Below are 13,447 nucleotides of genomic sequence, written 5' to 3'. Positions count from 1 at the left end.
TTATATGGCAAATGCCACCTGGACTCGCCGCCATATTCTTGCCCTGGCTGATTTTACGCCAGATGAATACAATACAGTTTTACAAACTGCCTCTAGTTTTCGGGAAGTACTGTCCCGACGCACCAAAAAGGTACCTGCACTACAGGGTCACGTGGTTGCGAATTTGTTTTTTGAACCATCAACCCGTACTCGTAGCAGTTTTGAACTAGCGGCTAAGCGTCTTTCTGCTGATATCCTAAACTTTGCACCAGGAACGTCTTCCTTAAGCAAGGGCGAAACGATTCTTGATACAGCAAAGACTTACCTGGCAATGGGAACTAATATGATGGTGATTCGCCATCGGCAGGCGGGAGTTCCTCAAATTATTGCTACTGAGATGAATCGACTCGGTGTCCAGGTAAGTGTACTTAACGCTGGTGATGGTCAACATGAACATCCTTCTCAAGGATTGCTGGATTTGTTTACAATTTGTTCTTGCTTAGACTGGGACAATCCCCGCATAGAACTGCTTGCTGGAAAAAAAGTTACCATTGTTGGAGATATTTTGCACTCACGAGTTGCCCGTTCCAATATCTGGAGTCTCCTGGCGACAGGTGCAGAGGTTCATCTGGCTGGACCACCTACCCTACTTCCGCAATTATTTGCTGAATACAGTAGTACTCGTCTCCAACAACCTAGGGAAAAGCAACAGCAAGAGTTATGGGCTAAGTCTAGCCTTGGTCACCAGAGGCAGTACACCGAAACCCCTGTGATTTTAAAAACAACGGTACCGATCACAAGTCAAGCCAGCCATTCCCTTACGTCTACGCAACAGTTACCAATTAGTCATCCTAAGCTCTATATTCACTGGGACATTGAACCAGCACTAAAAGATGCTGACTTTGTCATGACCTTGCGGCTGCAAAAAGAACGTATGACGAGTCATTTGTTGCCTAGTTTGAGAGAATATCATCAGCGTTATGGGATTACCCGGGAGCGCCTCCAACTTTGCCAACCCAATGTTCACATTCTCCACCCTGGTCCAGTTAACCGAGGGGTTGAAATTAGTTCTGAGCTGATGGATGATCCCGAGATTAGCTTAATTCCTCAACAGGTGACTAGTGGAGTTGCGGTTAGGATGGCGCTGCTTTACTTAATCGGTAGTGGTAAGTTGTGACAGCTCATACCCTGAGTACATCAATTGCGCCAAGGTAAACCGTCACCATTACCCCATCTCACTGACCCCTGTACCAAACCCAAAATAAACTCTAGCAATCCTCTCCACTGCTGTTGACTAGCAGTGACTCCTTGCTTATGGATGTGTAGAATCAAATCTCGATCAGGATGGTTAACAATTTCCTGAGCATAGCGGTTGATCACATCACCATCTAGTTGAATCACAGTTTGGGCGCAAATTAAATCATTGATTGACTTGACATTTGCCCGTTGCTGTGAATTAGTTTTTAGCAATGCCTGATTCCGACTATCCAGTGCTGCTTTTAGTTCACTGAGCTTACGCAAACAACGCAAGAAACGATTGTTCTTAAGAATCTGTTGCGCTTGAAGCATTTCTTCTGAACTGCTGGTTTTAGTAGGGTTTGGTAGTCGGGTGTTAATTTGGTGCAATTCTACTGTTGGGTCGGTGAGGATTTCTTGGCCTCCTCTAGCCTGCTCTAGAACAGTGGGATCATACAAGGGTGAATGGGGATCACTCAGAAGCACGGTGTACTCTAGTTCTAAGGTTTTACGTAACTCAAGGTAGCGATCGCGTAAAGACTGATGAATTCCCTGTTGCTCTAGATAGTCTGCTGAGATCGGGTAAATATCCCGGTAAGTTTCCCAGGGGATGAACTTATCTCCCTTAATTTCCTCCACTACCATGGTGTTAACTTCTAAAGCTGTGATGTCAATCAAGACATCCCCCAAAGAGCCATAAAATTCATCAAGGGTTTGACCTAATCTAGAGGTAACATCAGGTGCGACCCGTGGCGAATTTAATTCGCCAAGGTCAAGGGCACCTCGTTTGAAAGGTGATGTTGCATCAGTAGTTGCTGGTTGCTTACGGTTTCTGGTCTTGGTCACGGCCATCGTAATTGTATAGTAACTACCCTAATATAAGTGGATATAAGTGGAAGAATTATCGTAAGCATTCAGCAGTCAGCCGTCAGCCGTCAGCCGTCAGCCATTCGCTACGCGAACAGTAGTGTGGCCATAAGCCATAAGCCATAAGCCATAAGCCATAAGCCATAAGCCATAAGCCATAAGCTGATAGCTGATTAGCTGATAGCTGATAGCTGATAGCTGATAGCTGATAGCTGATAGCTGATAGCTGATAGCTGATAGCTGATAGCTGATAGCTGATAGCTGAATGCTTACGAATTATCGATTTCGACTCCTCCATGGAATCAAAATCGACCTAGGGCAGTCTGTAGATCACACTTAAGAGTATGATGTAAAGCTTACTGCTTATCCTTTAGCGCCAGAAAAAGCTAATTACCCCCAGATTAATCCTCTTTTTTACGTGGTTTTTTAATAAATAGTGACTCTTCTAGGCTAGGCCAATTATCATCATCAAGTTTTATGGGCTCAGATTCAGTCTGTTGTGCCACAGGAAAGTCAAACAAATCTTCCATGAGGTCCTCAGATGCTTTCTCTGATTGATCGGTGATCTCAGAGATTTCTAGAAACGGATCTAACTCTTGAGATTCATCCTGATTAACTTTATGGTTATCAGTTAGGTCATCAGTTAGGTCATTGGTCAGTTCTGAAGTATCTGGATCTTCCGAAGGTGCCGATAGATCCAAGCTATTTCCTAGAGATGGATAAGATTCCAGTTCATCAGTTGGGAAATCATCCCAGTCTTCATCAAGTTCTAAATCTGTTGCTGATCCATTGAGATTGCTTGGTGCAGTGAACGGATTAGCGTTTTTCGTTAATGTATCCCACTCATTATCCTCAGAGACATCCAATGAATCTATCTCAGGAGTGGTCAATTCTAGTGATGACTCCTGCGGTTGTTCCAACATCCAATCATCCCAATCCTCATTTTCTTCTAGCTCCAATGATTCTAGGCTAAGGATGTTAGTTTCTGCATCAATCTGTTGTGTGTCTTCTTCAAACAAATCACCCCATTCCTCTTCTAATTCATGGTTTGAAGCCTCAGTTGTGGGTTCTGGTGATAATGGTGTTGACTCCAAATCTTCTAATGTCAGGAGTTCCCAATTTTGATTATCCACTGCATCGGATGGCTTTAAATCAGCAGGTTCCGATTGTTCTTCAACGAATTCCTGCCATTGTTGATCAATTTCTGCATCTGAAACGTCTTGGTCACTTAGCTCCTGATCAGGCACAGATTCCAGTAATTCCCACATCGAGTCATCCCAATCGTCCTGTTCAGTTTCCGCTTCTAATGCCTGGGTGCTATCTGTGGATGGCATCAGTGAGGATTCCAGTTCGGCTGAGGGGACTTCTAGCAATTCCGGCTCAGTTTCTAGGAAAGAGTCGGGACTAGCCTGGGTTTCTTCTGGAACTGGGGGTGGAGGTACCAAGATTGACTCCAGTTCTGGTGCCGTATCCGGTAGGAAGTCAGGAATAATCTCTGTTTCTTCGTCAATGGGGGGTGGAGTTACCAAGACTGACTCCACTTCTGGAGCCGTATCTGGTAGCAAGTCAGGACTAATGTCTGTTTCCTCTTCAATGGGGGGTGGAGGTACCAAGACTGACTCACTTTCTGACCACCTATCCTGTAGGAAGTTTGCTATTGCTTCTTCCTCCTCCAATTCAGTAGTTTCTGGCAATTCATTACTCTCAGTAATCTCTGGAAACAAACCAGCGTCAGAAACTACTTCATCGACTACTTCATCGACCAATCCAGGTTTTATGATTGGCTCAGTTACGGTGTAGGGATTCATCAATGAATCATCAAGTTTCCCTGGGGTAGGAGTTGTTACAGACTCAAGGTCAGCAGAGATGGTTGGAGGTGTCTCTGGTGCTGCCTGAGTCGGTTCGACTTCGGCTGGGGGAGTTTCTGCTACTAACTCCGAGGCAGACGCAACTGCTGCTGCTGCCAATCCAGTCCCCAAAACCGCTTTAGTAACTGTATCGACACGATGCTCTGTCTGTGACTCGACTGACTCGACTGACTCTATGGCTACTCTAGTTTCAGTTACCGGTTCTATGCTTGGTAATAAATGGGTTTCGCCCCTAGGGGATTCAGGCTCTATAACCCCAGTAGTGCTAGTTGGGTAACCTAGAGTGAGTAGAACCTCAAAGAGCTTATGCAGACTCTTGAGGTTGCTCTGAATAATTTGATTGCCTTGAGCCACCTGATCATTGTGAAATTGCCGCAGTTCTCTATAGCGACCATTGCCGATAAACTGGTCTCCTACTTCATTATCGATGGCACCGTTAATAGTATCAATGCGGGTACACATACGATGACCAGGTTTTGCCTGGGCTGCATCTAAATCCGTATTGGTGTCAGCTACCCAGGTGGTAATTTTCAAATCAACTGCTTCGCTCAGGGCTAGGACAAGAGCCTCTTTAATATTCCCTGTCTTAAGGTATTGTCTGAAGTCATCGCTAGGAGCCATAATAATATACTCGCGCTTATTAGGGTAGTTTTGTAATTTAGTTTAGATTGACTAATAATAAATAGTTTTTGATATTCCCACGTCCACCCTTGGGTTATAGTGGTAGGATTCTTTAAAGGATATAGCTTTTGTTGAAAGTTTCTCAGTGACTGTGAAGACCCAACCGTCAACCGTCAACAAACACTTGGTTATTTAAATTCTTTAGGTTAAATTTATATCAGACCACAACCAGTTAAGCAACCTAGCAGTGGCCATTACTGCTGAACACTTTGCCTGTCGCCGAAGTAGCAGATCACCTCAATACATTGATTCAATCTTAGGCTTACTGGGTTAGGCTTGCTGGTATGTTTGTGGTATAATTAATAGGTTTTGCGTGGCATGCCAAGCCAAAGCAATGCGCGCCTTTGAATCAATTACCTTTAGCAGTTGTTATTCCCTGACGATAGTAGGTCTGTTTAACAGTAAGAATAACTAAATTATGCCTGAATTTCTGCATTTATGACCGTGGCTAAAGGGTTGGTCTCATTACCACGCAGGCTTAAACTGTGGTATTGGTAGTCACTTGGCTTGTTACGGTCGTTACCAGGGTTTTGCGATCGCATGGTTGGCATTCTATATGCTATCTGTCGCTATCTGTAGGGTGCGTTAATAAAGCAGCGTAATCGTTATAGCGGTTCTGATAGCAATGAGGTACACAGGATTTTTTTCCTATTCCCTATTCCCTATTCCCTATTCCCTATTCCCTTTTTTGGCAGATAGACTAGAGCTACTATCAGTACCTAGGTCAGACCCTTGGGGTAGCCGACCCATGGTAGTACTCAGAACAGTAAACAGTTGTTGCAAATTTTCCAAATTTTGCTGAATAGTCTGGCGTCCTTGTTGTACCTGCTGTAGGTGAAATTGCTTCAGTTCAGTGTAAGGCCCATTGCCCATAAACTCTGAACCAACTTGGTTGTTGATTTCACCATCAACAATATTCATGCGACTACGCATTTGGCAATCAGAGCTTGGTTGGTCTAACTCAGCTGAGGAATGAGGAGCTGGGCTAGATGAGGAGACCCAAGTCGTAATTTCTAACTCCACTGCTTCACCTAGGGATAGGGTCAGGGCATCCCTAATGTTACCTGCCTTGATTTGTTGTTTAAAGTCGTCTTTAGTGGTCATAGATTTTTTTGTTGCCCTAGTCCTTAGTTCTTAGTTATTAGTAGTCAGCTCACAGTCTGCTGGTAATTACAAGCGATGCAGCGCGGTCTTGGGGAGGCAGCGCGGTCTTGGGGGTTCCCCCGGAGACGAAACCTTAGACAGGCTCGCCTTTATGGTTGGTAGGTTATGCAAAAAAGGGTTAAAACTTATTGATTAAGGCGAGCCTGTCTTACGGTAACTTCAAACCACTCGCGCTTTGCCGTGGTTTCCCCGGAGACGAAACCTTAGAGAGGGTCGCCTTTAATGTCGGCAGGTTATGCAGAAAAGGGTTAAATATTTTTTAATAAGGCTCCACTCTCTTACGGTAACTTCAAACCACTCGCGCTTTGCATCAAGACAATGACTAATCACCAATTACTATACCTATTGCCAAAAATCAGTAACTTCATATCCTAGTTCCTCTAACATTCGATGGAGCAGGGGTAAGCTCAGACCAATAACATTACTATGACAGCCTTCGATTTTGTCAACGAAGAGCCCCCCTCTACCTTCCAAAGCAAAGGCACCAGCACATTTAAGGGGTTCGCCAGTAGCAACATAGGCTTCTATAGCGCGATCGCTTACATTGGCAAAATAAACTCGCGTTACACCACAGCGCACTATGGTTTTGTTCCGAGATAAGTCAATTAAAGCATGACCTGTATAGAGTTCCCCAGTCGTCCCTCGCATCTGTTGCCAACGAGCGATTGCTTCAGAGGGGTTAGGGGGTTTCCCATAAATCTTACCTTCGATACTCAATAGGGAATCACAGCCTAATACCAGAGCGTCGCTAAATTGATCAGCAACAGTTTTTGCTTTTTGTTCAGCTAGAATCTGCACTAACGTTGCTGGTTCTGGATGCTGCACTTGAGATTCGTCAAAATTGCTTTGGCAGACCACCGGTTCAATACCAGCAGTTTGCAACAATCGTCTGCGAGCATTAGAAGCTGAAGCTAATACAAAAGTCGGCACATCCATATAGCAATTTTCAGAAACGTTTGAGCGACATTGCTTATTTTTTTAAGGCAATAGGCAAGAGGGTTTTAAGGAAATCAGCGTCAAAAAAGACTGTACCTGATTAGCACGCCTTTGGCGAACAACTAAACAACCAAACAACCAAACAACCTGTAACCTTCAACCAAACAACCTGTAACCTTCAACCAAACAACCTGCTACCTTGGCCTTTAGGCCACCCTACGCGAACAACTGTTTAATAGTTCACTGAAAAGGACTTAACCACTGCCTCCAATAAATTTTTGGTCTTACCCCAGCGTCGTTCGGTGGTGGAAGCATTGAAGGTGTAGAGCTTGCCACGGTTGACCACCACACTGGCGAGGTTGTGCCGTTCTTGGTTGGGAAGTTGGACGTTGTATTCTAAAAGGTAATACGTCTTTTCTGCTACCTCACGAGCTTCAGCATTAACCAACTCGGCTGTGCGACCAGAATCGGGAGGAGCAATGGCATTTTTTTGCAGCTGATACCCCACTTCTGAGGGTGTACCTAAATCAGCAAGGCTCTTGCCTTCCGGCACTGGGCTAATCACCACACTAACATTTTCGGTGGTTTCTATAATATCGTGGAACACTACATCGGGTCCATCAGTCACCTTGATCGGGACCCAACCGTTGGGATACAAAAACTGATAACCGTTAAGGCTGTCTACATAGCTTTGTAGACCACTGGCACCAGTTGTGCAGCCATGTATAGCCAGACTCAACACTAGCAGCAGTAGTGGTGCAATTTTCTTGAGCATCTCTTTGAGCATCTCTATTAAACGTCAACTCAGCTGCTTAATTGTCTCATCTTTAACTAATCGTACTTGCCCCTATGTATTTTCTGTTACCGGTTGGACACTCACCAGATGTGTGATAGATAGTTAAGTCAAGTTAATAGAGCGATTTTAGACAACTGCACACGGTAACAATTCTGGAAATCATCAGGCTTTGTAAGGAATACCATGAAACCAACTTATTTAACTATCTCTAGTCTAGGACTTGCCACAATACTGACTGGATTTACCGCAACTGTCTATGCTCAGCAGGAGCCACTTCCAGTTCCAGTCATTATCCGATCTGAGCCAGATAATCAAAAGCCTACGTCAAAGCAAGAGCCAACTAATACTGAAGCCCAACCTGTGGAGGAGAAACCAGCTACTACTCAAGCCCAACCTGTGGAGGAGAAACCAGCTACTACTCAAGCCCAACCTGTGGAGGAGAAACCAGCTACTACTCAAGCCCAACCTGTGGAGGAGAAACCAGCTACTACTGAAAAACCCTCTGTTGAGAAAGACCCTTTTAATACGGAATTGCCAGTGAGAACTATACCCCGGATGAGTGCTGTTGAATTCTACAACCGGGGCGTGGATCAACTAGATAATGGTAATTATCCAGAGGCAATGGCAAATTTCAAACAGGCTTTGCAGCTGGAACCCTATGACCCTGATATAAACTACAATCTCGGCTACGTCCACCACATTCAGGGGAATTATCAAGAAGCGATTGATAATTACACTGCTGCTATCAAGATTAAAACCGACTATGGTGAAGCCTATAGCAACCGTGGTTATGCCTATTTTGTGCAAAAGAAGTTCATCGAAGCGATCGCTGATTTTTCCAAGGCTATTGCTCTGACACCCGATAATGATACGGTTTATCTCAGTCGAGGTAATGCCTACAGTGAAGTAGATAACTATTTCCAAGCAATTGCGGATTACGATCGAGCTCTCTCGATTAACCCTAAAAATGCTATGGCTTACTACCAACGCGGTTTAACTCGCAGTAAGCTCAAACAGTATCAAGCTGCTGTAGCTGATTACACAGAAACTCTAAAAATTGAACCCACTTTTGCCGATGCGTTTTATAAACGGGGTCTAGCCAGACTTGACCTCAATAAGGTTGAGGAAGCGATTCAGGATTTCAAAAAAGCGGCTGATTTATTCCAAGAACAAGGCAGAACTGAAAATTATCAAGAAGCGATGGAAGCCATCAAAAAGCTTTAATGGCAACCAGACCCTTGAACTGAAGTGGCTTTTCAACAGCTTTCTTCTGTGCAGTACCTAGCTCACACCAGAGGCTGAGAAAGCCACAAAGATCAAGCCACTTACTAAAATCAGGGCTGTTAGACCCAAGATCAGGTAGTTGCGCTTTTCTGCTGCAGTGGGTGGCTCTGCCTGGTAAACTTTTGGCTCTTTAGCAAAATTGTTTAAACGCCCGCCCTCTTCTACTGTATATGGCATGGATTACAACCTTTTTTTACTTTATTTATATAAATGTAACAAAGAATGTAACAAAAATTGGCATAACTACTCTTCAGTTTTCCTGATTAGCTTGATTTGTTACGTTAAAGTATTAATCCAGTCCTAGACCTTGACAAGTTCTTTGATCTATGAATTTGTAAGCTAGCTAATGGTACCAGTCAAGGGTGAGCTAGCGCTAGCATAGTTTTTAATTGGAATACGACCAGCTAGGTAAGCCAGACGACCAGCTTCGGTGGCCATTCCCATCGCTTTTCCCATCATGATCGGATTACCTGCTAATGCGATCGCACTATTAATCAATAACGCATCTGCCCCTAACTCCATCCCATAGGTGGCTTCACTGGGGCTACCTATGCCAGCATCTACCACCACCGGCACTCCAGCTTCCTCAATGATGATTTCAATATTGGCAGCATTCTTGATGCCCTGTCCCGAACCAATGGGTGAACCCAAAGGCATCACCGTAGCACATCCTATCTCTTCTAGGCGTTTGGCTAATAACGGATCCGCATTAATATAGGGTAAAACCGCAAACCCTTCTTTTACCAGTTGCTCTGCTGCCTGTAGAGTACCAATGGGGTCAGGGAGTAAATACTTAGGATCAGGAATCACTTCCAGTTTCACAAAATTATTGTCTTCTTGACCCAATAGCTTCGCCATTTCCCGACCAAGCCGTGCCACTCGCACCGCTTCTTCCGCCGTTTTACAGCCTGCGGTGTTGGGTAACATCCACAGTTTCCTCCAATCCAGGGATTCCGCTAGCCCTTCGTGTCCTGGTGCTTTAGTTTGTACCCGACGCACAGCCACCGTTACAATTTCACTGCCACTAGCGGCAATACTTTCAGCCATTACCTGTTGAGAGTCATACTTACCTGTGCCAGTCATCAGACGAGACCGAAAGGTTTTTCCCGCAATGGTGAGTAAATCAGCTGGGGATGGTTCCTTCCCATTGTCAGAGTGAGAGTCCCGGACCGTACCAGAATTATAGTGCAGCACTGGTGTTGAGGAGGAGTTACTAGATAATCTTATTAGATTAGGACTGCTTTGACTTGAGGCTGGTTGATGGTAAAGTCGGTCGTATCGAAATTGATCTAACAATGGGTCAGACTTTTGCTTCTCAATCAGGTCAGCCAGCAACAAAGCTGTTACCGGAGCCAGCAAAATACCGTTGCGGTAGTGACCCGTAGCCAGGCTCAGGTTTTGGCAAGGACCAGTGCCAAGAATTGGTAATTCGTCAGGTGTTGCTGGTCGAAATCCCCACCAACACTCATGAATCGACCAGTGTTGGATTTCCGGATATAGCCGGATAGCTGATTCTAACAAACGGTTAATTCCAGCAGTAGTGTTGTCAGGCTGCCAACCCACATCCTCTACTGTTGCACCAATCAGAATTCGTCCATCTCGACGGGGGACTAGATAAACCTCAGAGCCATGTAACACTCGCTGTAGTGGCAAGGGGTGTTGATAATTTTTAGTGGCTTTTACTGACAGCATCTGACCTTTTTTTGGAGCCACTGGCAAGGGCAACAGTTGATTAGACCAGGCTCCAGTTGCCAGGACATAATGGTCTGCATGGAGTTCCCCTGCGGAGGTTCTAATCCCAGAGACTAAGCGATTGCGCTGCTGAATTGCCTCCACAGCTATCCCTTCACGCAGCTCTACTCCCCATTCTTGGGCAGCCAGTCCCAGGGCTTTACTGAGTGCTTGGGGAACCACCTGAGCATCTTCTGGGTACCACCAACCACCAACCACTTCTGAGCTTAAACCGGATTGATAGCAATGAATTGTATCTTTGTCTAACCAGTCAGCAACTCCGGTTTGGTTGCTGAGCTGGTGTTGCTGATTTCCTGCTGCCCCTTCATAGACCGGTGCTAAAAAGCCACAGGGCCAATAGCCCGTTGCCACACCAGTCATCTGTTCCAGTTTGGTACACCATTGAGGATACAGTGAGTGGGACCACAAGCCTAAATCTAGCATCGGACCAATGGGGAGCGCTTCTGAGAATGGTGCTAACATTCCCGCTGCAGCTAGGGTGGCACCTTCTTGGAAATTGCGGGTGACAACAGTTACTGTTGCCCCACGCTGTTTCAGTTCTACAGCGATCGCTAAACCGATAATGCCACCGCCAATAATCAGAATGTCACTTGCTGCTTTCATAGGTTAAGGAGAGTGGAGACTAGGGATTGGGGAAAGTATCAAGGATGAACTATCAAGGATGAACTATTAAGTATGAAGTATCAAGGATGAACTATTAAGTATGAAGTGGGAAGTGGGAAGTGTAACTCGTAGGTTGTGGATAACGTTTTTAGTCAACCTTAAGTCCGATCAACCCATTTCCTCCTTCAACCTTTATTTTTTATCCTTTTTACTTCAAGCTTTATTCTTCAACCTTTATTTTTCATCCTTTCTGCTTTTGACCCATCCCCTAATCCCCAATCTCTAATCTCTTCCCCAACCTTTTAAACAACTACAGGTAGTGCCCTTTACCATAGGGCTGGTATGGGGTCATTATCTTCGTATACTACTGTACCAGAACTTCCTGTAGTTGCTGAGCTTGCTGTAGTCGCTGGAGCACTAGACTCACTGATGACGGTAGTTCCTTGAGCAACAGTATCCTCCTCTGGCTGTGCAAAGGGATCAGTTGTAGTCGGCTGTGCTTGTGCGATCGGTTGCTCTGGTTGAATACTCGGTGTTTCAGCTTCTGTAGTTGATGGGTCTTCTAACAGTGCTGTATCCGTTGGTTCTGCCTCCTCCTGGTTCCTACCCAGATTAAAGAAGGGAATGTTAAAGCGAGAAGCCTTTTCTTCCTCAGCTTCAGGAATTGGTTCTACTTGATTTGCACTCTGGGGAGCCTCTTCGATTTGGCGACCCTTACAAGCACTAACTGCTCCTAGGAGAGCAACCAGGACTAATAATTTGGTAGTTAACCTCATATATTTGTTCATACTCTGATTCGATATCAAGAATTGTGTTTCCATGACTTAATACCTGTGTGTCGAAGTAGGGAATTTACAGATGTGTCCCTTTTCGGTGAACACACCCGCCCATAATATACCAGTTGAGTTCTCCGGAGGTCACTAGAAAAGAAAATTGTTCATTTTCTTGATGCAAAGGGCGAGTAGGGGTTTCCCCCTTTGGCCGACTGCATCGGTTTGACCCTATCCCCTGCACCCATCTAGCGCACCGGTATGATTTTTACCCAAGGCGCGGAAATCGTCTTGTGAATTACCAGACTCCAAGCTGACGCTACGGTACTGGCTTGTCACTTGACCGGGGATTGCCTAAGTTGAGTTTTGCGACTAAGCTGAGGTTTTACATCCCCGACCTGTTGCAACAGTCCCACGCCCATCAGACCGATAGCATTTCGATTACGTGAACGTGGGATAGGTCAACAGGTTTTTTTTGACTTGGTTATTGTCAATCTAATTTACTGTCAACATAAGCATTCAGCCGTCAGCTGTCAGCCGTCACGTTATTTTATTCAAAAGCACCAATCAGTAGGTTGGCCTTTGGCTGATAGCTGATAGCTGATAGCTGATAGCTGATAGCTGATAGCTGATAGATTAACTTTCAACATTATCATGTTTCTAGTAAATTTTTGATCATTTTGTTGATCAATTTGGATTTTTTCCCGGGATTGACCAGATCAAAATTACTTGGAGGATGTCCAGGTATCCCGAGACCAAAATTGCCTATGATGGCACGAGACTTATGGCATCCCCCAACTCTCAACCATTAGTTAACCATTAGTTAACCATTGCTAAATGTGCCTTAGCTTACATTCTGTTAGCACTGATGGGGAGATCGGGTAACAGAGGATGATTCAAAAGCTAACTGACTCAGTGCGATCGCTAACTGCTTCTGCTAATACACAGTTAACTGTTTTAGTCAACTGTTCTAGTTAACTGTTTTAGTTAACTTATCTACTTTTATAGGGTTGCTTAGTGACGGGTAACAGTCAACAGTCAACAGTCAACAGTTAACCATAAATCCTCAATTTAACTATGTCTTAACTTATGCCTTAACTTATGCTTTAAGCTAGGCTAGTTAAGTCTGCTATTCACTCATTATCCCTATTCTGACTAAACTACAGGTTAGCACTACTATGCTTTGGTTAATATTCGCTAGTCTAACAGCTCTTTTTGCCTCTGGCAAGGATTTGACGAGTAAGCGAGGGCTCAAAAATGTTGATGCTTACATTATTTCTTGGGCAGTATTATTTTTTTCTTTACCTGTTTTACTGCCCCTCCTTTTTGTGATTGAAATTCCGGAATTAGGCCAAAATTTTGGCTTAGCCTTAATGGTCGGAGGGTCTCTGAATGTGGTAGCGATGAGCTTGTATATCCAAGCATTGAGTCGGTCTGACTTATCCATTACCGTTCCCTTTATGACCTTCACCCCGTTATTTTTATTAGTGACATCCCCAATCATTGTTGGA

At 44.6% G+C, this 13,447-nt stretch carries 12 protein-coding genes; 3 read left to right on the top strand and 9 right to left on the bottom strand.

Annotated features, from left to right (window positions below):
- The first annotated feature begins 4 nt into the window (after nt 1–4).
- A complete protein-coding gene (locus LYNGBM3L_RS35715; protein WP_008178268.1) occupies nt 5–1,156 on the top strand; it encodes an aspartate carbamoyltransferase catalytic subunit in 1,152 nt (383 codons plus the stop codon).
- A 20-nt stretch (nt 1,157–1,176) separates the two neighbouring features.
- Here the strand turns inward: LYNGBM3L_RS35715 and LYNGBM3L_RS01680 are convergent, their stop codons facing one another.
- From LYNGBM3L_RS01680 to psbP, 6 genes are all read right to left on the bottom strand, one after another.
- Entirely contained in the window at nt 1,177–2,067 is an 891-nt protein-coding gene (locus LYNGBM3L_RS01680) for a DUF8581 family protein (protein WP_008178266.1), read from the bottom strand.
- 416 nt (nt 2,068–2,483) lie between these two features.
- Nucleotides 2,484–4,571: a hypothetical protein gene (locus tag LYNGBM3L_RS39425; protein WP_008178262.1), complete on the bottom strand. Its 2,088-nt coding sequence runs from the start codon at nt 4,569–4,571 to the stop codon at nt 2,484–2,486.
- A 476-nt stretch (nt 4,572–5,047) separates the two neighbouring features.
- Complete coding sequence (locus LYNGBM3L_RS48270; RefSeq protein ID WP_267871964.1) at nt 5,048–5,173, bottom strand: hypothetical protein; 126 nt, start codon at nt 5,171–5,173, stop codon at nt 5,048–5,050.
- Between the two features lie 127 nt (nt 5,174–5,300).
- The gene (locus LYNGBM3L_RS01665) at nt 5,301–5,735 is read right to left on the bottom strand and encodes a hypothetical protein (RefSeq protein WP_008178259.1); all 435 of its coding nucleotides are present in this window, start codon (nt 5,733–5,735) and stop codon (nt 5,301–5,303) included.
- A 402-nt stretch (nt 5,736–6,137) separates the two neighbouring features.
- Nucleotides 6,138–6,731: a Maf family protein gene (locus LYNGBM3L_RS01660; RefSeq protein WP_008178257.1), complete on the bottom strand. Its 594-nt coding sequence runs from the start codon at nt 6,729–6,731 to the stop codon at nt 6,138–6,140.
- Nucleotides 6,732–6,963: 232 nt separating this feature from the next.
- Nucleotides 6,964–7,506 (bottom strand): photosystem II reaction center PsbP, encoded by a 543-nt coding sequence (gene psbP, locus LYNGBM3L_RS01655; protein ID WP_044491972.1) that lies wholly within the window; start codon nt 7,504–7,506, stop codon nt 6,964–6,966.
- A 204-nt stretch (nt 7,507–7,710) separates the two neighbouring features.
- Between psbP and LYNGBM3L_RS34590 the strand changes: the two genes are divergently transcribed.
- Nucleotides 7,711–8,751, top strand: coding sequence for a tetratricopeptide repeat protein (locus LYNGBM3L_RS34590; RefSeq protein WP_008178253.1), 1,041 nt, complete (start codon nt 7,711–7,713; stop codon nt 8,749–8,751).
- Between the two features lie 57 nt (nt 8,752–8,808).
- Here LYNGBM3L_RS34590 and psb34 read toward each other — a convergent pair whose 3' ends face one another.
- The 3 genes from psb34 to LYNGBM3L_RS01635 all read right to left on the bottom strand — a co-directional run bounded on the left by psb34 (nt 8,809) and on the right by LYNGBM3L_RS01635 (nt 11,987).
- A complete protein-coding gene (gene psb34 / locus LYNGBM3L_RS01645; protein WP_008178251.1) occupies nt 8,809–8,988 on the bottom strand; it encodes a photosystem II assembly protein Psb34 in 180 nt (59 codons plus the stop codon).
- Nucleotides 8,989–9,150: 162 nt separating this feature from the next.
- A complete protein-coding gene (thiO, locus tag LYNGBM3L_RS50085; RefSeq protein ID WP_008178249.1) occupies nt 9,151–11,166 on the bottom strand; it encodes a glycine oxidase ThiO in 2,016 nt (671 codons plus the stop codon).
- Between the two features lie 326 nt (nt 11,167–11,492).
- Nucleotides 11,493–11,987 carry a RodZ family helix-turn-helix domain-containing protein gene (locus tag LYNGBM3L_RS01635; protein ID WP_075873601.1) on the bottom strand — a complete coding sequence of 165 codons (495 nt, stop codon included), beginning with the start codon at nt 11,985–11,987 and terminating at the stop codon, nt 11,493–11,495.
- Between the two features lie 1,127 nt (nt 11,988–13,114).
- On the opposite strand from LYNGBM3L_RS01635, the gene LYNGBM3L_RS44845 reads away from it, so the two are divergent.
- The coding region (locus tag LYNGBM3L_RS44845; RefSeq protein WP_044491926.1) for an EamA family transporter at nt 13,115–13,447 on the top strand (333 nt) is incomplete at its 3' end.

It is taken from the genome of Moorena producens 3L, assembly GCF_000211815.1.
Classification (GTDB): domain Bacteria; phylum Cyanobacteriota; class Cyanobacteriia; order Cyanobacteriales; family Coleofasciculaceae; genus Moorena; species Moorena producens.
This window is presented reverse-complemented; position numbering and strand designations above follow the sequence as displayed.

Coding starts and splice junctions, on each gene's coding strand:
- LYNGBM3L_RS35715 (WP_008178268.1), top strand. CDS start 5: ATGGCAAATGCCACCTGGACTCGCCGCCATATTCTTGCCCTGGCTGAT.
- LYNGBM3L_RS01680 (WP_008178266.1), bottom strand. CDS start 2,067: ATGGCCGTGACCAAGACCAGAAACCGTAAGCAACCAGCAACTACTGAT.
- LYNGBM3L_RS39425 (WP_008178262.1), bottom strand. CDS start 4,571: ATGGCTCCTAGCGATGACTTCAGACAATACCTTAAGACAGGGAATATT.
- LYNGBM3L_RS48270 (WP_267871964.1), bottom strand. CDS start 5,173: ATGCGATCGCAAAACCCTGGTAACGACCGTAACAAGCCAAGTGACTAC.
- LYNGBM3L_RS01665 (WP_008178259.1), bottom strand. CDS start 5,735: ATGACCACTAAAGACGACTTTAAACAACAAATCAAGGCAGGTAACATT.
- LYNGBM3L_RS01660 (WP_008178257.1), bottom strand. CDS start 6,731: ATGGATGTGCCGACTTTTGTATTAGCTTCAGCTTCTAATGCTCGCAGA.
- psbP (WP_044491972.1), bottom strand. CDS start 7,506: ATGCTCAAGAAAATTGCACCACTACTGCTGCTAGTGTTGAGTCTGGCT.
- LYNGBM3L_RS34590 (WP_008178253.1), top strand. CDS start 7,711: ATGAAACCAACTTATTTAACTATCTCTAGTCTAGGACTTGCCACAATA.
- psb34 (WP_008178251.1), bottom strand. CDS start 8,988: ATGCCATATACAGTAGAAGAGGGCGGGCGTTTAAACAATTTTGCTAAA.
- thiO (WP_008178249.1), bottom strand. CDS start 11,166: ATGAAAGCAGCAAGTGACATTCTGATTATTGGCGGTGGCATTATCGGT.
- LYNGBM3L_RS01635 (WP_075873601.1), bottom strand. CDS start 11,987: ATGGAAACACAATTCTTGATATCGAATCAGAGTATGAACAAATATATG.